Source organism: Synechococcus sp. MEDNS5, from assembly GCF_014279875.1.
In the GTDB taxonomy this organism is placed as follows: Bacteria; Cyanobacteriota; Cyanobacteriia; order PCC-6307; family Cyanobiaceae; genus Synechococcus_C.
Genome location: NZ_CP047952.1, coordinates 966403 through 992975, shown reverse-complemented (window position 1 = coordinate 992975; position 26573 = coordinate 966403). Strand labels below are relative to the sequence as shown.

The window sequence follows — 26573 nt, the reverse complement described above, 5'->3', positions numbered from 1 at the left end:
TTTCAGGAGTTCGATGGGATTGTCGCTGACGCCAGGTTTCGCCGAGCAAACCGATGCATGGCTAATCAAAGAAAAGAGTTCCAATCCCCCTATGCAGACCCTCGAGGAGTACTGCCAACCGTTCAAGGGGGCTGAAACGCCTTGGCCTCCACTGCCGCTGCCTGCCGACGAACGGGAAATCTGGTGGAGACGATGGTGCGATACAACACCACCCTCTGAGGTCTGGAACCGGCTGCGTCTTGACCTGCCCCAGCTTCTGCTCCAACCCGGCACAGGAGTGCGAGAGGGAGAGGCCTACAGACGATTGGTGCTGCAGGGGACTGCGCCTCTCGCCGAGGACATGAATCAGGCTCCTGTCTTGAAGGATCCCGATGGCTTGACGCTGGAGATCGCTGAGCATCCAACCGGCGCGATCCCCGTTCTCACCCTCAAGGATCACGACGATTTCGTGCTGATCGTGCGATGTCTCGCCTTTCGCTGTGAAGACGTGCCGGTGTTAACCACGGTGCATGCCCAGGCCATCAGCGGCTTGATTCACTGGGGACTGATCCGCGATCTCAGTGCCAAGACGCGGTGCCAAATCCTGCTGCTGCATCGTGCGCCCTATGCCTCACTTCCGGCAGAGCGCATTCCTGACCATCCCGACCACGATCGTTGGCTGAACCAATCCCAGCAGTGGAGGCGCGAACACGAGCTGGCGCACATCGCCTGCAGGCGACTGGTGGGCGAGATGCGCATCAATTTGTTTGACGAACTGATCGCTGATGCCCTCGGAATGCTGGCCTCGCTCGGAACCTTTGATGCCGATCTCTTTCGGCAGGCGCTTGGACTCTCCGCAAACGGGGCGCCCCATGATCAGGCCAGAGCGCATGTGTATGTGTCGCAGCTGCAGCTCAGTGATCAAGGCGCGGCATGCCGGATGGTGCTCAAGCGAGCACAGGAACTGGAGACACTGCTCAGAACAGAACAGTGGCCAGACGAGTCCATGCCTCTGCTGCAACGACTCTGCAGGAGCCGGTTAAATCAGGCGCTCATGGCTGATGCATCCGAAGCCGCAGGAGCGATGCCGTCGCCGTAGCCAGCGCAGCGCTGTTGATCCAGATGCAGGATGTGGCGGCGTTCGCTGTAATACAGCTCCTGGAATCGCAGTGCTTCGGCATTGAGATCGTCGAACATGGCTTGAATCCGCTGCTCCATGTCGACATTTTGGGGCTGGTGCTGCTCACGCTCTTCATCGATCAGCACGGCAATGCAACGTTCAAGCGTCTGAAGCCGCTGCCCGGCCCAGGCCTCAAGCAGGTGACGGCAGCGCTTGTGGCTTTTCTGACGCTCGAGCATGGCGGCCGTTCCCCGCAGCTGTTCCATCGGCCGGGACAGGGCGACCTTCTGAAGCTCGCCTGGTTCCAGCAGTGGTGTGAGGCGTGTCACGAGGGTGCTGTTTTCCAGAAGCAGTTGATCGGTGAGGAGGCGGGGCAGATCCAGATCAGCCAGTTCATCACCGCGATCCTCACCACGGCTGATTGATTCCAAGCGCACACTGCCAAGGTTTCCTTCCTCCAGCTCCGTGAGGCAAGACCAGAGCAAACGGTGGTGCTGCAGGGCGAAGTCCTCGAGTTCACGTCGGCGCAACTCCTGCCGAATCGCGCCACGGTATGAGGGGCAATGCAGGTAAAGGCGCAGGATCTCCGCTTCACAACGCTCTCGCTGACTCGCTTCCCCGGATTTCTCATGACGGGCTGAGCGTCCATGCCAGCGCTGGCCCTGAACCTGCTGACGCAGGTCCTCCTCCAGCTGAAGAGCCAAGCGCCCCTGACCGCCGCTGAGGCGCTCGGACACCTGCTGGATGTAATGGGTGCGAATCGCCGACTGAGGCAGCTTGCCCAGCAGTTCCACGAGGGCGGAAACAGAGCGTTGGAACTGATCGGCCTTGCTGAGATCCCGTCCCTCCAGCACCTGCTCGATCTGCCAGTCGAGCCAGAGCGGTGCCTGGTCCAGAAGGGCCCTGTAGTCACCGGCTCCATGGTCCTTGAGGAATTCATCGGGATCCTTTCCAGAAGGGAGGTGAAGAACCCGCAGCTCAAGCTGTCCCTGAAGGGCCAGCTGTTCCACCTCGCCAATGGCGCGATTGGCAGCACGAACGCCGGCACCATCAGCATCGAAGTTCAGCACGATGCGCTTGCCATCACAGCAGCGGCACAACTGGGTGATCTGCTGGCTGCTCAAGGCCGTGCCCAGAGACGCCACGGCGTTGGTCACGCCCGCAGCATGCAGGGCGATCACATCGAAGTAACCCTCCACCACAACGGCACGGTCGTCCTTGCGGATTGCTGATGCCGCCCGATCAAGGCCGAACAAGTGCTTGCCCTTCTCAAACACCTCGGTTTCCGGAGAGTTGAGGTATTTGGGTTCGGTGCCATCAAGGCTGCGACCGCCGAAACCGATCACCCGTCCCTGGCGATCTTTGATCGGCACCATCACCCGATGCCTGAAGCGGTCATAGAAACCATTGCCGCCTTTCCTGGGCACCACCAGGCCTGCAGCTTCGAGATGCCCAGGATCCAGTCCCTCCACCTGCTGGAGGTGCTTCAGCAGACCATCCCACTGATCCGGCGCATAACCCAGTTCAAACTGCTCAAGGGTGGCGTCACTGAGTCCACGCTTGTCTTGGAGGTAACGCAGCGCATCAGCACCGGATGCAACCTTCAGCTGGCTCCGAAACCAACCAGCCGCCAACGCCAGCACCCGATGCAACGTGTCCCGACGCGACAGCTGTTGTTTCAGACGCTCCTGCTGGGGACCGTCCACGGTCTCCACAGGCAATTGATAACGACGGGCAAGATCCAGCACCACATCGCTGAAGCTCTGGCGCTGAAACTCCATCAGAAACTTGATGGAGTTGCCGCCGGCACCGCAAGAGAAGCAGTAATAGAACTGCTTCGCCGGCGACACCGTCATCGACGGCTTGCTGTCGTCGTGGAAGGGGCAGATCCCAACAAACTCTCTGCCCTTCTTCTTGAGCACAACGTGCTCACCCACCACATCAACGATGTCGGCGCGCTCCTTGACGGCCTCGATGGTTCGGGGATGCAGACGGGCACTGACCATTGGCCCATTGTGGAAGACCCTGGCGCTGGCGACGAGAAATCCGTTGTTGAAAACCGTTCGACCCGACGGGTGGCAAGGTTGTCGGAGTGATTGCGGACCTGTTGATGCGGAGCCTGCTGGCAGCGATCCGCGGAACGCAGTCGCCCCATGAGTGGAAAGCCTGCACCTATCTGCTGGGTGCAGCTCTGGCCTTCAGCTTGATGACGGTGTGCGTCAAGCACCTCGGCGGCCGTTTGCCCGTGGCGGAGATTGTGTTGATCCGATCACTGATCAGCATCGCGATCACGCTGACGATGCTCGCGCAGGTGAACGTCTCGCCCTGGGGGCATCAGAAAGGACTCCTCCTGGTGCGCGGGGCGCTCGGCACTATCGCGCTGCTGCTCTTCTTCCAGGCCCTGGCCAGCTTGCCCCTCGCGGCAGCGACGCTGATCCAATACACCTATCCCACGCTGACGGCACTCACAGCCTGGGCTCTGCTCAAGGAACCGATCCGCAAACGCATTGGCCTGGCCATCGTGCTGGGCCTGATTGGAGTGATCCTGGTGGTTCAGCCCGAATGGATGGGGCAATCTGTGGCAGGACTCCCTGCCATGGCTGCGCTGATTGGACTTGGGGGAGCCCTGATGACAGCCCTGGCCTACGTGAGTGTGCGCCAGCTGTCCGTCAGGGAGCATCCACTGGTGATTGTGTTTTATTTCCCCCTGGTTTCTGTGCCAGCAACGCTGCCGCTCCTTGTGAACCGCCTGGTCCTCCCAAGTGGCATGGACTGGGTCTGGCTCGTCGGGGTCGGTCTTTTGACCCAGATGGGTCAGATCTGGCTCACCCAGGGGCTAGCAGCACTGCCAGCAGCACGCGCCACATCGATCAATTACGTCCAAGTGGTGTTTGCCACGCTCTGGGGTGTGCTCTTCTTCGCAGAGCCGATCACAGGAACAGTGATTGTTGGAGCGCTTTGCGTTCTCGGAGCCACACTGATCAGCCTGAGTGCCCGTCAGTCGATGGCGAGGGGATAGGTGATCCAGGCCTGGGATGCACCATCGTCAGACCCGCTGGGAATCGCCAGACGCCAGCTTTCACCCCGTTCACCCCGTTCGAGGTACAGCTCGAACGCACTATCGACCTTGACGGCATCTCCGGGCAGCCGCCAGTCGAAGCGACCGGTGAGATGCACGCCTTTCTGCTCACCGATGCGGATCGCATCCTGATCTTCAAGCCGCACTCTGCTCACCTCGGGAACACCGGCCGCCTCCAGATCGAGGGAACGGGCGATGGACGTCTGCGTGAGCTGGATCTGCTGGCCCAGCGCACTCAGCAGCACGGAGCGGGGAGGCTGATCCGAAGCAACGCATGCAGACAGGCCGGCACTGATAATCAAAAAAACCAGCACCGACGCCGCAGTCCGGAGCCAGCGACGAAACGGCACGTGCATGGAGGACAGGCTCGACAGATCAGGCAGCATGGCTTCAACAGGAACTCTCCCATGATCGGCTGGCTTCAGGGGGAAAGGATCCAGAGCTGGGAGCAGGGTGGTCGACGTGGGGTGGTGATCGCCTGCGGCGGAGTCGGCTACGAGGTGCAGCTCACCTCCAGAGATCAGAACCAGCTAGTGGATGGCAGCGGCTGCACGCTCTGGGTGCACCAGGTGCAGCGGGACGATGGATCCACCCTGTTCGGATTCTGCGAACAACAGGAACGCGATCTGTTCCGAACCCTCATCGGCGTCAACGGGGTTGGTCCGCAGATGGCACTGGCCTTACTCGATTGTTGCCGCGTTGAAGAGCTCGTGGCTGCGATCGTTGATGGTGACCTGAAACGCCTCACCCAGGCGCAGGGTGTGGGCAAACGCACCGCTGAGCGGATCGCGGTGGAACTGCGTGATCGCCTCGGTGCCTGGGCACCATTGCAGGAACCGAGCCTGTCCCTGGTGGACCGCAGCGACGTGAAGGAGGTTCCTCTCGGCGAACCATGCCTGAAGGAACTTCAGATCACCCTCGAAACGCTGGGGTATGAGGATCTTGAAATCCGCAGGGCCATGCGAGCCGTGGCCTCAGGAACCGAGGTTCCTGCAGAGGATGACGGTGACGCCTGGTTACGGGCAAGCCTGAAGTGGTTAAGTCAATCCGCTTAGGGCCCCGCGGCAGAGTAAATTGTTTGTTTGCACTGTCAGGGCCAGACGCCGCGCATGTCGCTCGATACCACCGAAAAGCAAGAACTGATCAACGCTCATCAGACTCACGCCACCGACACTGGATCGGCTGAGGTTCAGGTGGCCATGCTCACAGAGCGCATCTCGAAGCTGAGCAGCCACCTACAGCAGAACATCCACGACTTCTCATCCCGTCAGGGTCTTCTGAAGATGATCGGCCGGCGCAAGCGCCTGCTCGGCTACGTGCGAGGCAAGAGCGAGAAGCGTTACAGCGACTTGATCGCCAAACTGGGCATCCGCGGCTGATCCGCGGTTCCAGTTATTTACTGAGTCATGGCCGAACGACGCGATCCCCTACCGTTTGAACCGCGCCGGTCGGAACCCAGCCCTTCTGTCAATCAACCGATTCCCAAAAATGTGGCCAATCGCATGGCCCGCAGGGTGGCCATCGCGACCGGTTTACCTTCCCTGATGGGGATGGGTGTTTTTGTTGGCAGCTACGTGCTGGTGAGTCGGGGCATTCTTGACATCCCCCCAGGAATCACTCTGGTCACATCCGGCTTGTTCTTTCTTCTTGGCCTGGTCGGGCTGAGTTTCGGAGTGTTGTCAGCGAGCTGGGAACCCCAACCCGGAACGCTGCTTGGCATCGAACACATCAAACCCAACTTGCAGAGACTGCGCAGTTCGATTCGAGCCCAGAAGCAGAGTTGAAATCACTCGCTTCAATGCCTCGTTTTCAGACCAAATTTCAAACCAACAGCGGATCACTGCAACTGACCCGGAAGGAGCTTTCCAAGAGATGCTTCTGTGCAGCTGCAACATCCCGAACGCAGAATTGGGGCCCCAAGCGCACATAGCGCACATCCGAGCCCCGTCGCACGGCGGCCACCACCGGCACGCGCACGCCGAGTTCATCCTGATCGGGACGATACGCCTGCAGGCATTCCCTCAGCTTGTGCTGAACAGCCACATCACTGGCCTGATCGGCATCCAGCTCCACCATTAACAGGCGCAAATCATCGATGGCGCGGCAGTCATCCACAATCAGCTGGACACGCTCGTCGCGGCGATCAACAGCGGCCCAAACCAGCAGGCGGGCTTCGGCAATCAGATGATCCGCAAGCCGTGCGTAACTCTTGGGAAAGACCACCGCCTCACAGGAACCAGTGAGATCCTCCAGTTGAAGCACCGCCATGCGGTCACCCTTTCGCGTCGTCACCTGACGCATTTCGCTCACCATGGCAATCGCACTCACCTTGGCCTTATCCGCTTGCTCCTCGAGGCCAGCGAGCCCGATCGGAGCCAGCAGTCGGGCCGGAGGGGTGAGCTGCTTGAGCGGATGGTCAGAGAGGTAGAACCCAACCAAATCTTTCTCAAGCTTGAGCTTTTCACTGGGGTGATAGTCCTTCACCGGCGCAGCTTTGGGCGCCAGGCTGAGGTCAGATGGAGCCTCGGCATCCCCGTCTGCAGAACCTGCCATCAGATCGAAGAGATTGCCCTGACCACTGGCGCGATCCCTGGCACGGGAATTCGCCCAGTCCAGAAGCAGATCGAGATCAGCGATTAACTGGGCACGGTTGGCCTCTGGCTCAAGGGCATCCATCGCACCGCAGTGAATCAGTGATTCGAGGCTGCGGCGATTGATCACGCTGGAGGGCACGCGATCGCACAGATCGGCGAGGGACTCAAAAGGTCCATCCGCATCTCTAGAACGAATCAGGGCACGGATCGCTCCGTCGCCAAGATTGCGCACCGCGGAGAGGCCGAACAGGATGCGTTGATCGCGGGGGGTGAAGTCGGTGCCTGATGCGTTGACATCCGGAGGCATCACCTCAATGCCCATCGCGTTGCAGTTGGAGATGTAACGCTGCACCTTGTCACTGGCACCGGCATTCACCGTGAGCAGCGCAGCCATGTAAGCCACCGGATAGTGCGCCTTGAGATAGGCGGTCTGATAAGTCACCGCCCCATAGGCCGTGGAATGACTCTTGTTGAAGCAGTATTCAGCGAAGAGCACCATCTGGTCGAAGAGTTCATCGGCCACCTTGTCGTCGACACCGCGCTCGGAGGCACCCTTCACAAAAATGCCCCGATGCTTCTGCATCTCCGACACCTTTTTCTTGCCCATGGCCCGGCGCAGAAGGTCGGCTTCCCCCAGGGAGTAACCCGCAAGATCCTGGGCGATGCGCATGATCTGCTCCTGATACACCATGATTCCGTAGGTTTCGCTGAGAATCGGCTCAAGGGTGCTGTGAGCGAAGTCAATCGCCTCCCGTCCGTGCTTCCGGTTGATGAACTTGGGAATCAGGCCGGCATCGAGGGGTCCTGGGCGATACAGCGCCAGGATTGAGGAAATATCCTCCAGAGAAGACGGTTTGAGATCGCGCACGATCTGACGCATCCCGGTCGACTCCAGCTGAAAAATGCCTTCAAGGTCACCCCTGGCCAGGAGATCAAAGGTTCCCTGATCCTGGGGAGGGAGCTGATCGGGATCAATCCGCTCCCCAGTGCTCTGGGCAACAAGCTCAAGGGTCTTGTCGATCATTGTGAGGTTTTTGAGACCCAGGAAATCCATCTTGAGGAGACCCATCGACTCCACGTCCTCCATGAAGTACTGGGTGATCACCTGACCGTCGTTGTTGCGCTGCAGAGGGACCAGCTCATCAAGGGGATCCGCGGCAATCACCACACCGGCAGCGTGCACACCGAACGTCTTGTTGGTGCCCTCAATGCGCATGGCCATATCAACCCAACGTTGTACGACAGGGTCCTTGTCGTACTTCTCCTTGAATTCAGGGTTCGGCGACTCATCACCGATCATGGCCTTGAGCTTGGCTGGTTTTCCGCGAACCACTGGGATGAGCTTCGCCAGGCGGTCGGCATCGCCGTAGGGAATATCCAGCACCCTGGCCACATCCTTGAGCACAGCCTTCGACGTCATCCGGTTGAACGTGATGATCTGCGCCACTTTTTCCTCGCCATAACGGCGCGTGACGTAATCGATCACCTCGCCCCGGCGTTCAATGCAGAAGTCGGTGTCGATATCAGGCATCGACTTGCGTTCCGGGTTCAAGAAGCGCTCAAACAGCAAGCCATTACTCACCGGGTCGATATTGGTGATTCCAAGGGCGTAAGCCACCAGCGAGCCAGCAGCAGAGCCGCGGCCTGGACCGACAGGAATCCCCTGATCTCTCGCGAAACGGATGTAATCCCACACCACAAGGAAGTAGGTCGGAAATCCCATCTGCTCCATGATCTGAAGTTCATGGGCGAGACGATCGGCATAGGTCTCATCGATCGCGTCGTTGCTGGACAATCCAAGCCGGTCACGCAGACCCTGCTCAGTCACTTCGCGTAGATAGGTGACCGGCGTATGCCCCTCCGGAATCGGAAAGCGGGGCATCTGGTAGCGACCAAGAATGTCGTACTCCTCGACTTTCTCCGCCACGGACACGGTGTTGGCAATCGCTTCCTGCACCACAGCAGGATCGAGGTGATCGGCAAACAACCGACCCATCTCCTCTTCACTCTTGAGATATTCAGTGCCGGTGTAACGAAGGCGTTTCTCGTCGCTGATCAGCTTGCCCGTGAGCACACAGAGAAGGGCGTCATGGGCTTCCACATCATTGCTGGTTAGGTAGTGGGCATCGTTCGTGGCCACCACCTGAATTCCGAGCTCATGGGCGATCTTGACGATCTCCACATTCACGATGCGGTCTTCGGGAGAGCCGTGATCCTGGATCTCAAGATAGAAATCCTCGCCGAACACCTCTTGGTACCAACGGGCAACGTCCCTGGCCACATCAGGCCTCTCTCGCATGATGGCCTGAGGAATCTCACCGCCAAGGCACGCGGTTGCCACGATCAGGCCCTCGCTGTGTTGCTTGAGAAGGTGCTTGTCGATGCAGGCGCGAGAGAAGATCCCCCGACCACGCATGCCGCGCAGGTGACTGATGCTGGTGAGCTTGACGAGATTCCGATAACCGACGGCATTCTTCGCCAGCACAACCAGGTGATACCGCCGCTCCTTTTTGGGTTGTGGGTCATCAATGGAGCCATTGATGACATACATCTCATTGCCGATGATCGGCTTGATCCCCGCACCCTTGCAAAGCTTCAGGAGTTCCACAGCCCCGTACATCACGCCATGGTCCGTTAGAGCCAGTGCCGGCATGCCCAACGCTTTGGCACGCTCCACCATCTGGGGCAGTTGGGAGGCACCGTCCAGCAGGCTGTAGTCGCTGTGATTGTGAAGGGGAACGAAAGCCATACCCACAGCCTAAGCGCCGGCGCAAGATGCAGCGGTCCCGCCGACTCGCCGACACCGCATCTAGTGCATTCAACCTGGGATGAACGCCGCCTCCGGACGGGTTTTCATCACATCAGCGACCTGTTCGTACTGATGAGCCACCTGCAGAAGGAGAGGCTCCTCCAGCACGTTTCCGATCAGCTGCACTCCGATCGGCAGTCCACCGGTATCGAAGCCGCAGGGGAGGCTGATCGCCGGAAGGCCTGCGAGGTTGGCCGGAATCGTCAACAAATCAGACAGATACATCGCCAGAGGATCATCGGCGTGAGCACCGTTCCTGAAGGCTGTGCCTGGAGCGGTGGGCGTGAGCAACACATCCACAGACTGGAACGCGGCATCAAAGTCACGCCGGATCAGCGTGCGCACCTGCTGGGCTTTCTTGTAGTAAGCATCCACATAGCCCGCCGACAAGGCATAGGTACCGATCAAAATGCGTCGCTGAACCTCACTGCCGAATCCTTCGGCACGGCTGCGGGCGGTCATGGCAGCCAGTGAGGCCGCGTCATCGGTCCGGTATCCATACTTCACACCGTCGTAGCGGGCGAGGTTGGCCGAAGCCTCCGACGGTGCAATCACGTAGTAGGTGGCGATCCCGTCGTTAAAACGCGGACAGCTCACGTCCACCAGTTCCGCTCCCAGAGCCTGAAGCTGCTGCGCCGCTGCGAGAACGGACGCTTTCACCTGAGGATCCAATCCATCCTGCTCGAAGCATTCCTTCACCAGTCCAACTTTCAGACCTTCCACTGGACGCCCCAGTGCCGCGCAGTAATCCGGAACGGGAGCATCGAGACACGTGGAATCGCGGGGATCCGCGCCGGCCATCACCTGAAGCAGTTCCGCTGCGTCGGCAACGGTGTGGCTGAAGGGACCGACCTGATCGAGGGAGCTGGCAAAGGCAACGAGTCCATAACGACTGATGCGTCCATAGGTGGGCTTCAGACCGACCACACCGCAGAACGATGCCGGCTGACGAATGGAACCGCCGGTGTCGGAACCGATAGAGGCCAGACACTCGCCGGACGCCACAGCCGCGGCACTGCCTCCGGAACTTCCTCCGGGAACATGCTCAGGATTCCAGGGGTTCGCCGTCGGACCGAAGGCGGATGTCTCCGTGGATCCACCCATGGCGAACTCATCGAGATTCGTCTTACCGAGCAAAACGGCTCCGGCCGCCCAGAGGCGTTCTGTCACCGTGGACTCATAGGGAGGCACGAAATGCTCCAGCATCCGACTGGAACAGGTGGTGCGCACACCCCGTGTACAGAGGTTGTCCTTGATGGCCAGAGGTATCCCCGCGAGCGGAGGTAAGTCCTCACCGGAGGCCCTGGCTTCGTCGACGCGATCGGCATCAGCCCTAGCCCGCTCCGCGGTGACCTCAAGGAAAGCATGAAGTCCAGGTTCTACCGCTTCAATCCTGGCCAGATGGTGGTCGGTGAGCTCCCTCGCTGAAACCTCTCCGCTCGCCAGTTGCTGACGCCATTCGGCGATCGCCATGGTCAGGATTTTCGTGCAGTTGAGACGCTATCAGCCAGTCGAGAGACAAAAGGCCCTCTCAGGACTGGGACTCGATCGTGAACGGCTCTGTGCGACGGCAACGGATCAATGAATGCTCGATGGCTGCAGGCGACTCCGACGAGAGATCTGCAAGAAAACCTTGGAGGGCTTCCTCAAGACTGGAACGACGCACAAAAGGCCCGTACCAATAGGTCACATCAGGGCTCTGCGTCTGCACTCTGGCCCACCAAGCGAATCCAAGACCGTTGGCAAGGGAGCGCATCGGTCTGTTCAGCGGGCTCATGGCGGAGCGATGAAGTCGATGCCATTGTGCCTCGATTCAGAACTCCTGGCTTTCAAAGTTCAACACTCCCATCGAAACTCGGTGTTGCCAGATCGGTCGAACGTTCAAGTTGAAGATCAAGCACCGTTTCCTGCGCCGTCACGCCACTGTCGGGCTTGGGTGCTGCCAGCACTTTGGGGCGCACGATCTGGGGTGAAGGGTTCTGACCGCGGAGGCCTTTCATCCAACTGCGACGGGCCACCTCATAAAGACAAAGGGCGGTCGCAACCGACGCATTAAGGCTCGGCGTGATGCCTCGAAGGGGAATGCGGATCAGCTGATCGCAATGGCGGCGCGTCAACATCGACAATCCTTGGCCCTCTGAACCGGTCACCACCACCAGCGGACCGTCCAGGTCAACCTCCTCAAGCGTCTGGTCGCCCTCTTCAGCAAGACCCACCACCCGGTAGCCCGCGTCTTTCAGGGTTTCCAACGATCGGTTCAGGTTCACCACCCTCGCAACGGGGAGGTGCTCCAGGGCTCCAGCCGCCACCTTGGCCACAGACCCGGTCAATCCCGCACTACGGCGCTGCGGAAGCACCACGCCGTGGGCGCCGAGGGCCTCTGCTGAGCGAACGATGGCGCCCAGATTGTGGGGATCAGTCAGACCATCTAGTGCCAACAGCAAAGGAGCTTCCTGAAGGGCGGCACACCCCTCGACAAGATCAGCAAGATCCAGGGTGTCGGCAGCAGCGGTCTGCAGGGCGATGCCTTGATGAACAGCGCCACCGGTCATCTGAGCCAGTCGGGCCCACGTCACCTCCTCCACCAGCACCCCGGAGGACTTGGCGTCTCTCAGCAGCTGCATGAACCGCGGTGCGCTGCGCATCTCACTGGTGCACCAGATGCGGTGAATGGGACGACCGGCTTCCAGGGCTGCCTGGGTGGCGTGACGGCCCCAGAGAAGATCGTCAGCAACGGGATCAGCGGAGTGAGAACTGGCTTCGCCTCGGGGCTTCTCCTCAAAACGACGATCCGGGCGGCCAGAGCGGTCAGGGCGGCCGGGGCGGTCAGGGCGGTCAGGGCGGTCAGGGCGCTCCGATCGCTGCGGTCGGCTACCCAGCGGCAGTGCACGGTTGCGTTCTGAGAAGCGACGGTCGTTACTGCGTTGATCGCGGCGTCCTCGTCCAGCACCATCCAGCGAGCGCACGCCTGCACGCTCTCCGGATCGTCTGAAGTCGCGGGAATCACTGCGTGCAGGCCCTCGTCGCCTTGCATCCCCGTCGTCGCGCTCACCACGCCAGGGGGATGCATCACGCTCATCGCTGCGATCACGTCGACGCAATCCTGCCCCTCCCTCGTCCATACGAGACGACCTGCCACGTGGTCCGCCTCGGGACGGACGTCCGCCACCAGGGCCTGCGCCGCGGGGAGGACGGGACGGGCGGCGGTCAAAGCGGGAGCTCATGGGATCGATGGTTATGACAGGGATGATTCGGTCTCCTCAAGGCGATCCAGAAGCTGGGCTAGCCGAGCCGGATTGTGAAGAAAGAGCCAGCCCACCATTGTCTCAAATCCCGTGGCCTTTCCATAAGCGGCAGGGTCGCCACCGCGGGGCCCCTTCCCGGCACGGTTGCGGCCACGACGCACGAGATCGCATTCCAACTCGGTGAGCAGGGGCTGAAGGCGTTCTAAAGCGAGCGCCTGCGCATCAGCTCGAACCTCCGACACCACAGCGCGGTGGAGGTCTGCAGAGCGGCCCGGTCTGCGACAGTGACGCAACCGTTGATGGAGTTCCCAGACCGCATCACCGAGCCAGGCGAGCTGGAGAGGACCTAGATCTGCGGATTGCGAAGGAAGGGCCTGCTGCAGCCGGATCCAGTCGCTCAAGCGGCCAGCTGGGTGAAGGCCGTCTGAAGATCGTTCACGAGGTGCAGAAACTCTTCAAGCCTGACCAGCTTCACCGTTTGGGTGACTCGGGCATTGCCCACCATCACGAAACTGCGTTTGGCGTCTTTGCACTGCTTGGCAAGCTGCACAAGAGCACCCAGACCGGATGAATCGAGGAAGTCGATCTTGCTCAGGTCGAGAACCGTTGGGGAGGCATTGGCCTTGAGAACATCCGCCACATAGCTGAGAAACTGCTTCTCGGAGTAGGCATCCAGCTGTCCGGTGAAGTGAAAAACCAGACACCCATCCTTCTGCTCGAAGCCGCCACGTAGGGAAACAGTCAGTCGCTGGAGTTCAGTGATGGGAACAGACCCCCTGGATCGCGTCGTGCGAAGTGTAGGGATGCTCACCAGCACAGACCACGGATCAACGGCGATCCGACATCAGTGTGACGAATCGAGAGAAATGATGATCCGCGTCGTGGGGACCAGGACTGGCTTCTGGGTGGTATTGAACGCTGAAGACCGGTTGGTAACGATGGGCCATCGCCGCAACCGTGCGGTCGTTGAGATTCAGATGGGTGATCTCCACCTGGTCCAGGGGAAGGCTTGAAGCATCCAGAGCAAAACCATGGTTCTGGCTGGTGATCTCCACCTGACCCGTGGTGCCGCAGGGATGGTTGAGTCCGCGATGGCCGTAGCCGAGCTTGAACGTTTCGCCACCGATGGCCAAGCCGAGAATCTGATGACCGAGACAAATTCCGAACAATGGCAGCGTTCGATGCTCCAGAAGACCACGGGCCAAATCGATGCCATGGGTGACGGCCGCGGGGTCACCCGGTCCGTTGGACAGGAACACACCATCGGGCTCATGGGCCAGAACGGTGTTGAGATCCACTGAGGCAGGCAGCACCGTGACGGCACAACCATGACTCACAAGCCGATCGAGAATGGCCCTCTTAATGCCGAAATCAATCGCCACAACACGGAAGGGCCGCTCGCCACGGCTGGGTTGCAGACGGCGGTCAAACGCCACGCTGCAGGGTTTCTCCCAGTTGTACGCCTTTGGCGTGGACACCCGATCGGCAAGGTTGAGCCCCTCCATGGAGGGAGCAGCGCGAAGCTCCTCGCGCAGATCGGCCGGGGTGCGCCCTGAGGAAGAGATGATGCCGTTCATGGCGCCCGTTTCACGCAGATGGCGCACCAGGGCACGGGTGTCGATTCCCTGAATGCCAACCACACCCTGCTGTTCCAGCCAGGCCTGCAGACTCCGGGTTGAGCGCCAATTGCTGGAAACCGGAGACAGCTGACGGGCAATCAATCCACGCACGTGGGCGTGATCTGCCTCTTGGTCGTGATCATTCACGCCGGTATTGCCCAGCTCTGGGTAGGTGAACGTGACCAGCTGACCCGAATAGCTGGGGTCCGTCATCACCTCCTGATACCCGGTCATCCCCGTGTTGAAGACCACCTCACCCACGACACTCCCCAAAGCTCCGCAGGCCAAACCCTGGAACACGGTTCCATCAGCGAGCATCAGCATCGCCGTGTTCGCGGAAGAGGCTTCAATCATTGTCGAACCGATCCCTTCAGCACGTCGGACACCTTCATTCTTCCTTGGCAGGGGACAGAGCATCGCGTAGCTGTTCCATGCGGGACCATGGAGAGCCCTGGGCGAGGGCAGCGAGAGCCTTCTGGGCAGCGTGCCTGAAATCGCTTTCCACACCAGCGACCCAGAGCACAAGCGCTGTGTTGAACGCCACCACCTCGTTCTGCGCCTGACTGCCGCGCCCCTTCAGCAGCTCCTCAAGGATGGTCTGGTTACACATCAGATCACCACCGCGCAGGGCTTCGAGCGGTGCCTGATGCAAACCCAGATCCTCAGGAGCAATCCATTCCGAGCGCAGATGGCCCTTCTCAAGGATGCGCACAGGATTGGGGCCGACCAGGGAGGCCTCGTCCAAACCGCCTGATCCATGCACCACCACAGCCCGGTCCTGCCCCAACGAGCGCAGAGCCTCGGCCATCGGGTCAAGCAGATCATCGGTCGCTACACCGAGCACCTGGCCATCGGGGCGCAGGGGATTGACCAGAGGGCCAAGCAGGTTGAATACCGTCCTCACCCCCAGGCTCTTGCGCAAAGGGGCGAGATTCACCAGTGCGGGATGCCAAGCAGGAGCGAACAGAAAGGTCACTCCGGTGGCTGGTAAGGCCTTCACAACTTGCGCAGCGGGAGCCTTGAGATGGAGACCTAACCCCTCAAGTACATCGGCAGAACCGACCTTGCCACTCGCACTGCGGTTGCCATGCTTCGCCACGGTGGCGCCGCAGGCGGCAGCGGTGAACGCCACAGCTGTGGAAATGTTGAAGGTGTCCGCGCCATCTCCACCGGTGCCACAGGTATCCACCATGCGCAGGGACGGTCGTTCACAAGGCAGAAGGCTGGCCTGGCGCAGCACGGTCGCCATCGCTCCCAGTTCGGTTCCATCCACTCCCCTGGACCGCAGGGCAGCAAGGAAAGCACCTGTCTGAACAGGTGTAAGCCCTTCCTCAAGCCAGGCTTCCATCAGCTCTGTGGCCTCGGCATGACTGAAAACACCGCCGTTGAGCAGATGATCCAGACGCTTGGACCAGGAAATGGGCGAAGAAACCATGAAATAGAGCCTGTGACGATTCACGGCGACCCGTGAACAGAAAAAAACCCGGGTGCTTGAGCACGCCGGGCCGGGTAATGGGGATCAATCCACTATTACCCAGAATGAATCCGGTGACCAGTTCTTCTGGCATCTCTGTGTCCCGGCGTCACGGACTGTCGGATTGCTGAGCATCGAATCCCGATCCCACCTCGTCCGCTTCGGACTGACCGGGACGGAAGCCAGCGGACCAAAGCCCCCGCGCCCGGCTGTTGAGGTCATCGCGGGACATGCCCCAAAAGGTCAACACTCGATCGAGATCATGACGAAGGGAGGCAGCGCCAGGAAAGGTCTCGTAGCGCATGAAAAGCCGTGCCAGGTCAGTGACGTCTTGGTCGCCTGGGGGTTCGCAAGCCAAAAGGCGATCCACCGTGTCGCGGTCGATCGCCTCGAGAGGATGGTTCTGATCACCGGAATCGGACACGCTACGAACGCGATTGGCCGCAGCCTGACGCATCGACTGATGCCTAGGTTGTTGTCTGTTCAGGATCTCCGATGGCCGCCTTCCGCCTCGATCTGATCGGCCGCTACCTGAAACCTCACCGACGCACGGTGATGCTGGGCGCCATCGCTCTTGTGGTGGTGAACATTCTCAGCGTCACCATTCCCTTGGAAGTCCGACGGGTGGTGGACGACCTTCAGAACGATTTTGCGCTGTCGGATGTGCTGACCCAGGCCGGCTGGATCGTTCTCCTGGCGAGTTCGATGGCGGTGGTGCGGTTGATTTCCCGTCAACTCGTGTTCGGCGTGGGGCGGCAGGTGGAGGTGGAGCTGCGCCAGAAACTCTTTGACCAGATGCTGCAACAGGAGCCCGGCTGGGTTCAAAAAACCGGCAGTGGGGAGGTGATCAGCAGAGCCACCAGTGATGTGGAGAACGTTCGCCGGCTGCTTGGTTTTGCCGTGCTCAGTCTCACGAACACCGCGTTGGCCTACGCATTCACCCTGCCGGCCATGCTGGCGATTGATCCAGGACTCACCGTGGCAGCCATTGCGCTTTACCCCGTGATGCTGGGATCCGTCCGACTGTTCGGACGAAGAATGATGCATCAGCAGCGCCGGCAGCAGGAGGCGTTATCAGGTCTGAGCGAACTGATCCAGGAAGACCTCTCAGGCATCGCCGCCATCAAGATCTACAACCAGGAAGATCAGGAACTCGATGCGTTCAGTTCCCGCAATCGCCGCTATCGCGATTCCGCGATCCAACTGGCCAGATCCCAAAGCACTCTCTTTCCGCTGCTTCAGGGAATTTCCTCAATCTCTCTTCTCCTGCTTCTGGCCCTCGGCAGTGGCCAGCTTCAGCAGGGGACACTGTCGATCGGCGGGCTCGTCGCCCTGATTCTGTATGTGGAACGGCTGGTCATCCCGACGGCTGTGCTGGGCTTCACCCTGAACACCTTTCAGACCGGCCAGGTGAGCCTCGAACGGGTGGAGGAACTCCTCTCGAGACAACCTTTGATCCGCGACAGCGGCCAACTGACCACCCTTCAACAGCCAGTGCGTGGCGAGCTTGAGGCCCGCAACCTGCACATCCGATACGAAGACAGTGCTCAGGACACGTTGAACGGACTCAGCTTCCGCATTCGAGCTGGAGAACTCGTGGCTGTGGTGGGACCCGTCGGGTGCGGAAAGACGACCCTGGCAAGAGCCCTCGGCCGAATGGTGGACGTACCGGCTGGAGAGCTGTTCCTCGATGGCCACGACGTCACCAGACTTCGGCTCGAAGATCTGCGCGCTCAGCTCGCTCTCGTCCCCCAGGAGGGCTATCTCTTCACAAATACCCTTGCGGACAATCTCCGGTACGGGGAACCTCAGGCCTCCATGGACAGGGTGGAGTCCGCTGCGGAGCAAGCGCGATTAATGAGCGATGTGCGGGGCTTCCCAGACGGGATGAGCACCCTCGTGGGAGAACGGGGAATCACACTCAGTGGAGGCCAGCGTCAGCGCACAGCCCTGGGCCGGGCTCTGTTGATGGAATGTCCTGTGCTGGTGCTCGATGATGCGCTCGCTAGCGTGGACAACAACACGGCCGCAGAAATCCTGACATCGGTGCGACGTCAGACCCAACGGACCGTGGTGATGATCAGTCACCAGCTCTCTGCTGCTGCTGCGTGCGATCGCATCCTCGTGCTCGAGGAGGGACGCCTCGTGCAGCAAGGCCATCACAACCAACTGATTCAAGAAAAGGGGCTTTACCGCAGTCTCTGGGAGCGGGAACAGGCCGAGGAACGGCTGGAATCTGTGGCCTGACGCAAAGCTTGCGCAATGAACGGCGGACAAAGCTGCCGCTCTCGGCTTAGCTGAGTTCACTGCCCTGGAATCATGACGTCAGGCAACGACACCCCCTTTCACGTTCGCTGCACGCTCACGTTCGGTGATATCTACGGCCAAATCCTGGCCTGGATGGCTGTGATCTTCGTGAGCCTCGCTTCAGGACTTGCGCTCATGGGATCGTCAAGACCTCTGTTTGCCCTGGTGGGTGTGGGACTGATTCTCGTTCTGAGCCTTCCATTCCTGCTCTTTGCCTTTGTCACCACTTTGCTCAACCACATCCGCCTGGATCCAGGATCAACGACCTAATTTGGGTTCTGATATGTCCTTGCCATGCTTCCCAACTGGTTGACAGGGTCCACTGGGACACCTGAGCAGGGTGATGGCATTGAGCGCCATGTCGTGCTCGGTTCGCCACTGCGGGCGCCCCTGATGGACGATCAGGAAGAGATCGTGTTCGGCTGCGGCTGCTTCTGGGGCGCTGAGAAAGGGTTCTGGAGACTTCCAGGCGTGATTTCAACGTCTGTGGGGTACGCAGGCGGGCAGACGGATCATCCGAGCTACGACCAGGTCTGCAGCGGCCGAACCGGTCATACGGAAGTGGTGCGCGTGGTGTGGAGCGCACCTGCCATCGATGTGAGTGACTTGCTCAAACTCTTCTGGGAGTGTCACGACCCCACCCAGGGAGATCGCCAGGGGAATGACCGCGGCAGTCAGTACCGATCGGCGATCTACACAACGAATGCCCGCCAGATGCAGTTGGTTCAGGCCAGCCGTGCCTGGTATCAGAACGCCTTGTCGGAAGCTGGGCACGGTGAGATCACCACGGAGATCGCCGCCGATCGCCCTTATTACTTCGCCGAGGCTTATCACCAGCAATATCTGGCGAGGCCAGGGAGCAGGCCTTACTGTTCGGCCATGCCCACGGGTGTGCGTCTCGGGAACTTCGATGGAGCCGATTACCGGCTGCCGGAAAAAGTTTGGAGTCACTACGACTGGTCGATCAGCCATTGCGTGCTGCGTGGTGACAACAGTCCGATCGCGCTGAACCCGTGAACCGAACCCTCCCGGATCGCTGGGTCATCGCCATCCTGGCCGCGACGGTACTCATGGTGTTCACCCTGGCGTTCTCTCTCCGAGCACCATCCACGGATGGCCAGCCCTTCCTTTGGCGAGACTCGGGGCCAAAGCTCGATCGAGGTCCGACCAAGCCAGGAACCCTCGCAATTTGACCACGAAAGTTCTGTGTCATCCCCTCCCAAGCCATCCGCAAGGCGTCGCCTCCATCCCCTGCCCAAGGGGCTTGTCGAGCTCTACGGGCTGATTGCCGTGCTTGTGGTGCTGATCCCGGAATGGATCGCTGACGGCACGATCAACCTTGGTGAGCGGGGAGCGAAAGCGCCGTTGCCGATGACGTCGCGGGCCTGGAGAACCTTGCCGGAGCTGCAGCTGGCCTCCATGGCGATGCGAGAGCTGCGGGAGCTGTCCAGAGAACTACGGATCTGGGGGTACGCAGGCGACTCAAGAGAGCGGCTCACCGCCCGTCTTCTCACTCGGATCCACAGACGGATCAAAACCGTGGATGCCTTGTGATAACTTGATTCTGACGGGGCGTAGCGCAGCTTGGTAGCGCACCACTTTGGGGTAGTGGGGGTCGTGGGTTCAAATCCCGCCGCTCCGATTTCACCGTCGCCTTCAAGGCATTGAATCCCTCTTCGGAGGGATTTTTTTTTGCTCAGGCCTGGGCCATCACGTGCAGACGCGCATCCCGCAACCGACGTTGATGGGAGATGAGCGATGGATTGGCCTTCAGTCCCGTGAGCTGACGTTTCACCTGACGATCAGGCAAGGCAAAGAACACACCCCCATCAGTGAACTGGATCACCCCTTCCACCACATCAAACACACGGGCATTGGCGGTGATTGTGGCCAGTGGCTGGAGAGCCGCATAGAGATGCAAGCTTACAAAAGCTCGCCCACTGGCATTGCCCATCTGATGGATCAGCCGATGATCCACCGTTTGAATCTGACCAGGCTTGTAATCACTCTGGCGATCAAATTCAAGTTGGGATCCATTCAGCCTAAACAGCGAATGCGTTGCAGGTCCAAAAGACTGGACTACCCCCCAGTGGGCCGTTCCATGATCATGAATCGCACTAAAATCTCCAGGGATCCAGCTCATAACCATGAGCTCAACAAAATCAGATTTCCAGATCAATCGCCGCCCGTAACTATCTTCAACCGGGTGGCTGAAATCTGCCCATGGCAGGAGATCCTGCTCAATAAGTCCAGCATCAGCGACAGAACGCTCGAGACGGGCAAGGCTCGAGGGGGGCTGCTCACCAATTGATGCAATCAGCGCTTGCAGACGCCAAGACATGCCAAGCACTGATCCAGGCACAGCCATCTCAGACCAACAAGCACTGAAGGATCACAACATCGTGCCACGAATTCCCAAGAAATCCCACCTCTTTCTGAATGCCGACATGCTCAAAGCCATGCCTCAAGTGAAACGCCACACTCTGGTCATTCTTGGACACAACTTTGGCCACCAAATGTCTGTAACGCATCTCTCGTGCTTGACCAATCACAAAACCCTGAAGCTTGGAACCCAATCCCCTTCCCCGTGCAGACGCATGCACATAGGTTGATGTTTCTGCCGTGAAGCGATAACCCCAGCGCGGCGAATAGGCTCGCAACTCCGTCCACCCCAGCACCTCCCCTCCAAGTGTGAGCACCCAAAAGCCAGACCTCTCGCCGCAGGCGCTCAACCGCTGCCGAAAGGACTCTGCCGTGATCAAGCCGGCGTCCATGGTGACGCCGCCCTGGTCAACCGACTGCTGGTAGATCGCTGCCATCGCTGCTGCATGGTGAGTCTGGGCTGACTCGATCAACAGGTCGCCTTCGGACTGACCGAAAAGCCGCATCCACCCCAACAATTGCTGCATGGCATCTGGACCACCCAGGTCAGTCACCCTTGAAAAACCGCCAATGTTGCCCACATTGATCTCGCTCACCACGGGCTCTCCCCTGTCACCAGTGAGAAAGTCGTAACCAAGCACCCGCATCCCCATCGATCGATACGACGGAGCCGTGGATGCAACGACGCAACGCTCGTCCTCCGAGACCGCTTCCAGTTCACAAGCGGCATCAAAGGACACATTGTTGATCCAGTGACCACTCCTCGAGCGACGGCGATACCCGGCGATGACCTCCCCATCCACCACCAGAACGCGTTTGTCGCCCTTGCAAGTGCCAGAGAGAAACGGCATGACCAACCATTCCTCGGAGACATCACCGATCAAGCCCATGACAGGTTCCAGAGAGGGAAAGGTCTCGACCTCGCGCAACCCCTGACTCAACTGCACAGCCCGACCGGATCGACGCAAGCGGGATACACCTCGGCCTTGGGTGCTGTTCGGTCGCTTGATCACGACGTCTCCCCAGAGATCAAGAACTTCAGCAAGGGCCTCAGACGAGCGGATCAACCGTGATGGTGGGGTGAAGGATCCAGCGATATCAGCCAGGAACCAAGAAGCCAGCTGCCGGATCTTGCTGGAGGGCCGGTTCAGAAAGCGCGTCAATGGCTCAAGCTGCCGCAGCAATTAGAGGTGACGGGGGGGAAAAGGCTTCAGCGTTCTACAGAACAGCAGGTCAAAGCGCTCTGCAGGCAGGAGCTGCAGAGCGCTTTGAGGCTCCGCCGTCCAGAGGCTGGCCGCAGCTCGGTCGCTGAGGCGAAGAGCAGAAAGCCTGCCTGAGTCGCCTGTTTCCAATGACGCTCGCAGGGCGGGCAGAGGGAGGTGAAACGACTCAAACGCCTGATCTCTGGCCAAGGCCTGATAGAAGCGGATCACGTCAGATCCGGGCTGATCGCGATAGGCCAGGGCATCGCAGATCACACCAATGCCCACCGTCATACGGACGGCGAAACGACGTTGTCCCCCTGCATCAAGAGATCAGCCTTGCTGCTGGTTTCACGCTTGTCCTCAGCGACTTGCGTCCCGGGCGCTGGCTTACCGAAGGTGGTGATGGCAATCCCCACCAGAATCACAACCCCAGCGATTAACTGCTTGCTGTCGGGGATGTTGTTATTCACAAAGTAGGCAAAAGTGAGGCCTACAAGCGGGGCAGGCGAAGCCCAACGTCCCATGCTCACAGAGCTCAACTCGGCAGACGCTTTATACCAAAGCCATTGGGACACAACGATGATTAAGCCGGCATAGACCACCATCACCATCCATAACGAGCCAGCGAAAACATCCGCGAAGTGATGAACACCGAACAGATATATCGCAACGAAGAAGAAAATCACACTCCCCGATAGATTCCTAGCGAAGAGCAACACAGGCATCGAAATTTTTCTTGCGACAAGCTTTTTGCCGATAATTGAAACAATCGAAAAGACAAATGTGGAGGCAATCATCATCGCATCGCCTTTGTTCACATTGCCACCGGTACTGAACAACACAATCATCAACACGCCGACAATGATGAAGCCATTGCCAATCCAGACAGGCCTTGCCAACACGGTTCCCAGAGCAAGGGCACCAATCAACGCGTACAGAACCGGGGCCATGCGGCCGATGAGGATGGCGTTGCTGGCAGTGGTGTATTCAAGTCCAGTGAAAATCAATGCCGAGATCAGGGCTGTCAGAGCACCATCCAGAAGCATCAAGCCTTTGATCGACCAGGGCAGCTCAGAAATCTCCCTCAGAATCGATGCCGGTTTGAACAAGGTCAGCACGAGCATCGCGGCGCAGAAATTACCGACCAACAGCACGTTGCAGGGCGATAACGCCTGATCGAGTCCGCCACTGAGACTCATGGCATGAACGATCAGGAACGAAACGATCACCGGGCGAAGTGATGCCAGAGATCGCGAGAAAAGAACCTCGAGCTGGGGAGAAAGCATGAACTCAATGGATAGACGAAACAACGAAGACGTTCAGAGCAGCGAGCGGTATGTGGATGGGTCGGCACGCAGTAACAGGAGATCATTCAACTTCAGCACTTCCCCGCGGATCTCCAAAGGCAGGGCAACGCGATCAAGCACTCTGTCGTTGACAGCATCACCCTTCTCATCAACAAGCAGAAGATCCAGTTCCTGTCCCTGTGCATTGCGGGTATGGAACATGGCTGGCACTCCTCCACTAATGCAGCGGACGGCACAACCGAGGTGGGTCTTACCAGCACCGGGTTTCATCACACCGGAAAAACATTTGGCGTCGATGATCTCGCCTTTGAGCGCGAAGGTCCCCAGGGAATTCGGCTCGGTGGGAACCGGTTGGTCCGAAAGGGGTGCATCCAGGACCCCGGCGCGATTGGTATTCATCACCGTCAGAGTGCCATTCGAAAACAGGGCGCCGCGAAGTTTCACCCACTCACCGGTCTTATCCATCACCGATGCAGGGGGGGCGAGCTTACGGGTGCTGGCGAGAAGAACCCTGGAATAGGCAGTCTCGCCTTCCCCATCAGGCCTCGGGATCAGCACTTGCGGTGCACCAGGACCATCGAGGAGCAGCCCACTGATCTCCCGGGTTGGTTGCCGCCAGCCAGGGCCGAACTGGTCCTGCAGGGCCGGAACCACAATCGAAAGAATCAACGTGAGAACACTGAGGCCGAACACAAGCCAAATCACAAAGGCACGCAGCTCTGGCGGCAGTGGCAGGTAATGAACAAAGAAGGGTGTATTGCGCTGTGACATGACGATCAACTCACTGCATTGAGAACGGGCTGGAGCGCCACATACACCCGGCCCTCTTGAATGCGAACGGGGAACACCGGTACACGTTCGGCAAACGGGGGTGGGGAAACACCGGTTTCAGCGCGGTACTCCCAGCCATGCCATGGACACACCACACAGCCATGGCTGAGGCGACCGTCGGCCAGAGGGCCGTTCTGATGGGCGCAGACATTACTGAGGGCGTAGACCGCATCGCCCTGACGGAACAGGGCGACACGCTCACCGCGGATCACCACCGGTGTGCCGCACTCGTCGTCAAGATCATCGAGCGCCATCACATCCACAAACCCCTCCACAGCGAAAGCATCCGGTGAGGAATCAAGGGACCGATCGGCCTTGCGTTCCCGCCAGCCACTGATGAGATGGAGCCCGATCACGCACACGAACGACACCAGAGCCAGCGCCGTTAGCCAAGGGTCACGGTTGGTCTGAAGAGGACCAAGGAGGATGTGTCCGACAAGCAATGCATAGGCGACATACACAGCCATGTGAATTCCCTTCCAGATCGGCGGGGTGAGATTCACAAGCCAGAAGTCGTGGCTGGTGGCCGCCATCACGAACATCACCAGCAGAGCCCCAAGCCCGAGAAGTTCAAACGGGAAAAAGGTGAGACTGTCGAAATGGCGATTCCCCACGAAAAGGGACACAAGGGGATCGAGATCGCCGAAATCGTTGTACCAGGGCAGGGCACCAAAGAACTGAAAAGGAATTTTGGGAACAGACAGTCCGAGGGCTTGAAAAGGTTGAGCTGGCAAACGGAAGCCATGCACATGAAACAGTGCCAGCAGAAAAGCGAGAACACCCATGTGTCGCCGGTTAAACAGCAGCACGTGAAAACGCTTGTTCAAACGACTGAGGGGACCGATGCAGAGGATGATGCTCAGAAGGATGAAGGCGGCGCTTCCATAAGCCCTGATTTCGACCCCTTCCCATTCAGCAACGGAACCAACAGCACGATTCAATGCATAGGTGATCTGGGTGAACACCAGCAGATAGCCCATCACCAGGGCAAGAAGAATGCCGTCGTAAATCAGTTTCTTACGGGTCCACTGAACGGCTTGATAGGGATGACCCATGATCAGCGACTCTCCTGAAACAGGTTGGAAGGAAGCGCTGCCAGATCAACGGATCCAAGGGTTTTGGCCAAAGGAAGGCTGCGGAACAGAAGCTGGCCGGGGCGATCAGGGGAAAATTCACTTGGCAAAGGCAAGGCAAGGGCCGATTCGCCAGAAAGCTCACCGAGAAACACCGCCGAAGGGAGAGTTTCATCAGAGACATCGCCGCTGGTCCACAAGACCTGCACCTGGGCCTCGGGTTGAATTTGCTGGGGTTGGATCAACAGCGTTGGCTGAGCCGATGATGCCTCTTGATAACCGAGCAGAACGGGACGTCCATTCACCTTGACCCGAACGCTTCTGGAAGCCGAAAGCGACGCAGTTGAAAAACCGAGTGACTGATATAGCGGGGCTGATTCAGAGGACGAAACGGGGACAGCCGGACGGAGAGCCAAAGCCGAAACAGACAGCACAAGTGCAAGAACCGCAATCAGCGGAAACAGCCGCCTGTGCGTGATGCGATGGGATCGAATCATGACCGCAAAGCAAGGCGATGGGCATTGCGCTCCCGCGGTGGCCCCTGACGGCGCAACCAGCGCACAAGCAGAAGCGGCCAGAACAGTGACACGCCGGGAATGATCACCAATCGGAACAGGGGGTGAGACCACCCTTTGGCAGACGGATCAATCGCCTGCACACCAAACAGTGAGAACAGAATGGCAATCAACAGGCCTGCATACCAATAGCCCTGCACTGCATGAAGGGCCAACAGAACCAAAGGAAACAAGGAATCAGCCAAAGCTTTGAGCCATCAGGTCTTTTCTAGGGAGACTCCCTGGGCCTGACAATCCCGATGATTTATTTCTTGGGAAGATGGGTGATCACAAGGTGGCGATGGGCGTCAATCTTGAGCCAACCCTCATCCCTGAGAAGGCCGATCACGCGAGTCACCGTTACGCGTGTGGTGCTCAAGGCGCTCGCCATTTCCTGATGGGTCAGACGAAGATTCAGGCGCAATCCTTCATCACAGGGCTGACCGTAATCCTGAGCCAGCAATTCAAGAAAGCCGCGAACCCGTTCTTCAACGCGGCGTAAGCCAAGAAGCGAGAGCAGATATTCCGATTGCCTGTAGCGCAGAACAACAGCATCGAGAAGTGCTCTGGCCAGATCTGACGATTCGCCAACTTCCGCCATCGTCACGCAAAGGAGATCACAATCCGTGAGAGTGACGGCTTCATAGGCCTCAACGGTGCTCAGAGGTTCACCGAACGGCTCATTCGGTCCGGCCAGGCCCAGCAAAAGCTCGTCACCATGAACGGAAACAGCACCGAGCTTCACCATGCCTCTCACCACCAGCCAAAGGCTGTTCTTGAGCAATGGCACCACACTTCCCGCGGAAAGATGCACGAGATTGCGCTTCTGAAAACTGTTCTCCAGAAGCTCAAGAAAGCCGTCACGACGGCTGGAAGCGGACTGAGGAGCAGAGACCATGGCTGAAGCTCTCGATACAACAAAGTGTATGGAGCACAACATCCCTCGCAGGCAAAGAGATGGGGATCAGTGCTTTAAGGCTCTCCTAAAAAATCAG

Annotated in this window: 30 protein-coding genes and 1 tRNA gene; 11 read left to right on the top strand and 20 right to left on the bottom strand. The window is 59.2% G+C overall.

What is annotated here, in order from left to right:
* Positions 1-13 precede the first annotated feature (13 nt).
* Complete coding sequence (locus SynMEDNS5_RS05275) at positions 14-1078, top strand: hypothetical protein (RefSeq protein ID WP_255440335.1); 1065 nt, start codon at positions 14-16, stop codon at positions 1076-1078.
* On the opposite strand, the gene dnaG is transcribed toward SynMEDNS5_RS05275, so the two are convergent.
* Entirely contained in the window at positions 1024-3105 is a 2082-nt protein-coding gene (gene dnaG, locus SynMEDNS5_RS05270) for a DNA primase (protein WP_186585333.1), read from the bottom strand. The genes SynMEDNS5_RS05275 and dnaG overlap by 55 nt on opposite strands.
* A 104-nt stretch (positions 3106-3209) precedes the next feature.
* On the opposite strand from dnaG, the gene SynMEDNS5_RS05265 reads away from it, so the two are divergent.
* Entirely contained in the window at positions 3210-4118 is a 909-nt protein-coding gene (locus SynMEDNS5_RS05265; RefSeq protein WP_186585331.1) for a DMT family transporter, read from the top strand.
* Here SynMEDNS5_RS05265 and SynMEDNS5_RS05260 read toward each other — a convergent pair.
* Positions 4097-4564 (bottom strand): hypothetical protein, encoded by a 468-nt coding sequence (locus SynMEDNS5_RS05260; protein WP_186585329.1) that lies wholly within the window; start codon positions 4562-4564, stop codon positions 4097-4099. The two genes, SynMEDNS5_RS05265 and SynMEDNS5_RS05260, sit on opposite strands and share 22 nt — an antisense overlap.
* 21 nt (positions 4565-4585) lie before the next feature.
* On the opposite strand from SynMEDNS5_RS05260, the gene ruvA reads away from it, so the two are divergent.
* From ruvA to SynMEDNS5_RS05245, 3 genes are read left to right on the top strand one after another with little or no spacing between them, the layout of a single operon-like run.
* Positions 4586-5233, top strand: coding sequence for a Holliday junction branch migration protein RuvA (gene ruvA / locus SynMEDNS5_RS05255; protein WP_186585327.1), 648 nt, complete (start codon positions 4586-4588; stop codon positions 5231-5233).
* 54 nt (positions 5234-5287) lie between these two features.
* Positions 5288-5557, top strand: a complete 270-nt coding sequence (rpsO, locus tag SynMEDNS5_RS05250; protein WP_011932977.1) for a 30S ribosomal protein S15 — start codon at positions 5288-5290, stop codon at positions 5555-5557.
* A 27-nt stretch (positions 5558-5584) separates the two neighbouring features.
* Entirely contained in the window at positions 5585-5962 is a 378-nt protein-coding gene (locus tag SynMEDNS5_RS05245) for a PAM68 family protein (RefSeq protein WP_186585325.1), read from the top strand.
* Between the two features lie 37 nt (positions 5963-5999).
* Here the strand turns inward: SynMEDNS5_RS05245 and SynMEDNS5_RS05240 are convergent, their stop codons facing one another.
* The 9 genes from SynMEDNS5_RS05240 to SynMEDNS5_RS05200 all read right to left on the bottom strand — a co-directional run bounded on the left by SynMEDNS5_RS05240 (position 6000) and on the right by SynMEDNS5_RS05200 (position 16376).
* Positions 6000-9521: a DNA polymerase III subunit alpha gene (locus SynMEDNS5_RS05240; RefSeq protein WP_186585323.1), complete on the bottom strand. Its 3522-nt coding sequence runs from the start codon at positions 9519-9521 to the stop codon at positions 6000-6002.
* Positions 9522-9590: 69 nt separating this feature from the next.
* Positions 9591-11054 (bottom strand): Asp-tRNA(Asn)/Glu-tRNA(Gln) amidotransferase subunit GatA, encoded by a 1464-nt coding sequence (gene gatA / locus SynMEDNS5_RS05235; protein WP_186585321.1) that lies wholly within the window; start codon positions 11052-11054, stop codon positions 9591-9593.
* A gap of 58 nt (positions 11055-11112) precedes the next feature.
* Positions 11113-11337, bottom strand: coding sequence for a DUF1816 domain-containing protein (locus SynMEDNS5_RS05230; protein WP_255440334.1), 225 nt, complete (start codon positions 11335-11337; stop codon positions 11113-11115).
* Between the two features lie 73 nt (positions 11338-11410).
* Positions 11411-12805: a 23S rRNA (guanosine(2251)-2'-O)-methyltransferase RlmB gene (gene rlmB / locus SynMEDNS5_RS05225; protein ID WP_186585317.1), complete on the bottom strand. Its 1395-nt coding sequence runs from the start codon at positions 12803-12805 to the stop codon at positions 11411-11413.
* An 11-nt stretch (positions 12806-12816) separates the two neighbouring features.
* Positions 12817-13227, bottom strand: coding sequence for a Mini-ribonuclease 3 (locus SynMEDNS5_RS05220; protein ID WP_186585308.1), 411 nt, complete (start codon positions 13225-13227; stop codon positions 12817-12819).
* Entirely contained in the window at positions 13224-13631 is a 408-nt protein-coding gene (locus SynMEDNS5_RS05215) for an STAS domain-containing protein (RefSeq protein ID WP_255440372.1), read from the bottom strand. The genes SynMEDNS5_RS05220 and SynMEDNS5_RS05215 overlap by 4 nt, the downstream gene beginning before the upstream one ends.
* 22 nt (positions 13632-13653) lie before the next feature.
* The gene (gene carA, locus SynMEDNS5_RS05210) at positions 13654-14799 is read right to left on the bottom strand and encodes a glutamine-hydrolyzing carbamoyl-phosphate synthase small subunit (RefSeq protein ID WP_186585307.1); all 1146 of its coding nucleotides are present in this window, start codon (positions 14797-14799) and stop codon (positions 13654-13656) included.
* A gap of 34 nt (positions 14800-14833) precedes the next feature.
* Positions 14834-15880, bottom strand: coding sequence for an anthranilate phosphoribosyltransferase (trpD, locus tag SynMEDNS5_RS05205; protein ID WP_186585859.1), 1047 nt, complete (start codon positions 15878-15880; stop codon positions 14834-14836).
* A 148-nt stretch (positions 15881-16028) separates the two neighbouring features.
* Complete coding sequence (locus SynMEDNS5_RS05200; protein WP_186585301.1) at positions 16029-16376, bottom strand: DUF3288 family protein; 348 nt, start codon at positions 16374-16376, stop codon at positions 16029-16031.
* Between the two features lie 38 nt (positions 16377-16414).
* On the opposite strand from SynMEDNS5_RS05200, the gene SynMEDNS5_RS05195 reads away from it, so the two are divergent.
* The 6 genes from SynMEDNS5_RS05195 to SynMEDNS5_RS05170 all read left to right on the top strand — a co-directional run bounded on the left by SynMEDNS5_RS05195 (position 16415) and on the right by SynMEDNS5_RS05170 (position 19868).
* Positions 16415-18166: an ABC transporter ATP-binding protein gene (locus tag SynMEDNS5_RS05195; protein ID WP_186585299.1), complete on the top strand. Its 1752-nt coding sequence runs from the start codon at positions 16415-16417 to the stop codon at positions 18164-18166.
* Positions 18167-18238: 72 nt separating this feature from the next.
* Complete coding sequence (locus SynMEDNS5_RS05190) at positions 18239-18496, top strand: hypothetical protein (protein WP_186585297.1); 258 nt, start codon at positions 18239-18241, stop codon at positions 18494-18496.
* Between the two features lie 24 nt (positions 18497-18520).
* Positions 18521-19243, top strand: coding sequence for a peptide-methionine (S)-S-oxide reductase MsrA (msrA, locus tag SynMEDNS5_RS05185; RefSeq protein WP_186585295.1), 723 nt, complete (start codon positions 18521-18523; stop codon positions 19241-19243).
* A complete protein-coding gene (locus tag SynMEDNS5_RS05180; RefSeq protein WP_186585293.1) occupies positions 19240-19419 on the top strand; it encodes a hypothetical protein in 180 nt (59 codons plus the stop codon). The genes msrA and SynMEDNS5_RS05180 overlap by 4 nt, the downstream gene beginning before the upstream one ends.
* A 13-nt stretch (positions 19420-19432) precedes the next feature.
* On the top strand, positions 19433-19780 hold the full coding sequence (locus SynMEDNS5_RS05175; RefSeq protein ID WP_186585291.1) for a hypothetical protein: 348 nt from the start codon (positions 19433-19435) through the stop codon (positions 19778-19780).
* Between the two features lie 14 nt (positions 19781-19794).
* A tRNA-Pro gene (locus tag SynMEDNS5_RS05170) sits at positions 19795-19868 on the top strand.
* Between the two features lie 54 nt (positions 19869-19922).
* Here SynMEDNS5_RS05170 and SynMEDNS5_RS05165 read toward each other — a convergent pair.
* The 9 genes from SynMEDNS5_RS05165 to SynMEDNS5_RS05125 form a co-directional block, all read right to left on the bottom strand.
* The gene (locus SynMEDNS5_RS05165; protein WP_255440371.1) at positions 19923-20405 is read right to left on the bottom strand and encodes a cysteine dioxygenase family protein; all 483 of its coding nucleotides are present in this window, start codon (positions 20403-20405) and stop codon (positions 19923-19925) included.
* A gap of 190 nt (positions 20406-20595) precedes the next feature.
* Positions 20596-21771, bottom strand: a complete 1176-nt coding sequence (locus tag SynMEDNS5_RS05160; RefSeq protein ID WP_186585286.1) for a GNAT family N-acetyltransferase — start codon at positions 21769-21771, stop codon at positions 20596-20598.
* A gap of 21 nt (positions 21772-21792) precedes the next feature.
* Positions 21793-22104, bottom strand: coding sequence for a hypothetical protein (locus SynMEDNS5_RS05155; protein ID WP_186585284.1), 312 nt, complete (start codon positions 22102-22104; stop codon positions 21793-21795).
* Complete coding sequence (locus SynMEDNS5_RS05150) at positions 22101-23042, bottom strand: DMT family transporter (protein WP_186585282.1); 942 nt, start codon at positions 23040-23042, stop codon at positions 22101-22103. The genes SynMEDNS5_RS05155 and SynMEDNS5_RS05150 overlap by 4 nt, the downstream gene beginning before the upstream one ends.
* Before the next feature lie 90 nt (positions 23043-23132).
* Entirely contained in the window at positions 23133-23891 is a 759-nt protein-coding gene (locus tag SynMEDNS5_RS05145; RefSeq protein ID WP_186585279.1) for a hypothetical protein, read from the bottom strand.
* A gap of 5 nt (positions 23892-23896) precedes the next feature.
* Positions 23897-25006, bottom strand: a complete 1110-nt coding sequence (locus tag SynMEDNS5_RS05140; protein WP_186585277.1) for a Rieske 2Fe-2S domain-containing protein — start codon at positions 25004-25006, stop codon at positions 23897-23899.
* Between the two features lie 2 nt (positions 25007-25008).
* On the bottom strand, positions 25009-25329 hold the full coding sequence (locus tag SynMEDNS5_RS05135) for a hypothetical protein (RefSeq protein ID WP_186585267.1): 321 nt from the start codon (positions 25327-25329) through the stop codon (positions 25009-25011).
* A 188-nt stretch (positions 25330-25517) separates the two neighbouring features.
* Positions 25518-25784, bottom strand: a complete 267-nt coding sequence (locus SynMEDNS5_RS05130) for a hypothetical protein (protein ID WP_222929782.1) — start codon at positions 25782-25784, stop codon at positions 25518-25520.
* A gap of 59 nt (positions 25785-25843) precedes the next feature.
* Entirely contained in the window at positions 25844-26476 is a 633-nt protein-coding gene (locus tag SynMEDNS5_RS05125) for a Crp/Fnr family transcriptional regulator (protein ID WP_186585260.1), read from the bottom strand.
* Between the last annotated feature and the right edge of the window lie 97 nt (positions 26477-26573).

Bases quoted from the DNA above. Each gene is read 5' to 3' on its own strand.
- SynMEDNS5_RS05275 (WP_255440335.1), top strand. From the start codon at position 14: ATGGGATTGTCGCTGACGCCAGGTTTCGCCGAGCAAACCGATGCATGG.
- dnaG (WP_186585333.1), bottom strand. From the start codon at position 3,105: ATGGTCAGTGCCCGTCTGCATCCCCGAACCATCGAGGCCGTCAAGGAG.
- SynMEDNS5_RS05265 (WP_186585331.1), top strand. From the start codon at position 3,210: ATGCGGAGCCTGCTGGCAGCGATCCGCGGAACGCAGTCGCCCCATGAG.
- SynMEDNS5_RS05260 (WP_186585329.1), bottom strand. From the start codon at position 4,564: ATGCTGCCTGATCTGTCGAGCCTGTCCTCCATGCACGTGCCGTTTCGT.
- ruvA (WP_186585327.1), top strand. From the start codon at position 4,586: ATGATCGGCTGGCTTCAGGGGGAAAGGATCCAGAGCTGGGAGCAGGGT.
- rpsO (WP_011932977.1), top strand. From the start codon at position 5,288: ATGTCGCTCGATACCACCGAAAAGCAAGAACTGATCAACGCTCATCAG.
- SynMEDNS5_RS05245 (WP_186585325.1), top strand. From the start codon at position 5,585: ATGGCCGAACGACGCGATCCCCTACCGTTTGAACCGCGCCGGTCGGAA.
- SynMEDNS5_RS05240 (WP_186585323.1), bottom strand. From the start codon at position 9,521: ATGGCTTTCGTTCCCCTTCACAATCACAGCGACTACAGCCTGCTGGAC.
- gatA (WP_186585321.1), bottom strand. From the start codon at position 11,054: ATGGCGATCGCCGAATGGCGTCAGCAACTGGCGAGCGGAGAGGTTTCA.
- SynMEDNS5_RS05230 (WP_255440334.1), bottom strand. From the start codon at position 11,337: ATGCGCTCCCTTGCCAACGGTCTTGGATTCGCTTGGTGGGCCAGAGTG.
- rlmB (WP_186585317.1), bottom strand. From the start codon at position 12,805: ATGAGCTCCCGCTTTGACCGCCGCCCGTCCCGTCCTCCCCGCGGCGCA.
- carA (WP_186585307.1), bottom strand. From the start codon at position 14,799: ATGATTGAAGCCTCTTCCGCGAACACGGCGATGCTGATGCTCGCTGAT.
- trpD (WP_186585859.1), bottom strand. From the start codon at position 15,880: ATGGTTTCTTCGCCCATTTCCTGGTCCAAGCGTCTGGATCATCTGCTC.
- SynMEDNS5_RS05200 (WP_186585301.1), bottom strand. From the start codon at position 16,376: ATGCGTCAGGCTGCGGCCAATCGCGTTCGTAGCGTGTCCGATTCCGGT.
- SynMEDNS5_RS05195 (WP_186585299.1), top strand. From the start codon at position 16,415: ATGGCCGCCTTCCGCCTCGATCTGATCGGCCGCTACCTGAAACCTCAC.
- SynMEDNS5_RS05190 (WP_186585297.1), top strand. From the start codon at position 18,239: ATGACGTCAGGCAACGACACCCCCTTTCACGTTCGCTGCACGCTCACG.
- msrA (WP_186585295.1), top strand. From the start codon at position 18,521: ATGCTTCCCAACTGGTTGACAGGGTCCACTGGGACACCTGAGCAGGGT.
- SynMEDNS5_RS05155 (WP_186585284.1), bottom strand. From the start codon at position 22,104: ATGACGGTGGGCATTGGTGTGATCTGCGATGCCCTGGCCTATCGCGAT.
- SynMEDNS5_RS05145 (WP_186585279.1), bottom strand. From the start codon at position 23,891: ATGTCACAGCGCAATACACCCTTCTTTGTTCATTACCTGCCACTGCCG.
- SynMEDNS5_RS05140 (WP_186585277.1), bottom strand. From the start codon at position 25,006: ATGGGTCATCCCTATCAAGCCGTTCAGTGGACCCGTAAGAAACTGATT.
- SynMEDNS5_RS05125 (WP_186585260.1), bottom strand. From the start codon at position 26,476: ATGGTCTCTGCTCCTCAGTCCGCTTCCAGCCGTCGTGACGGCTTTCTT.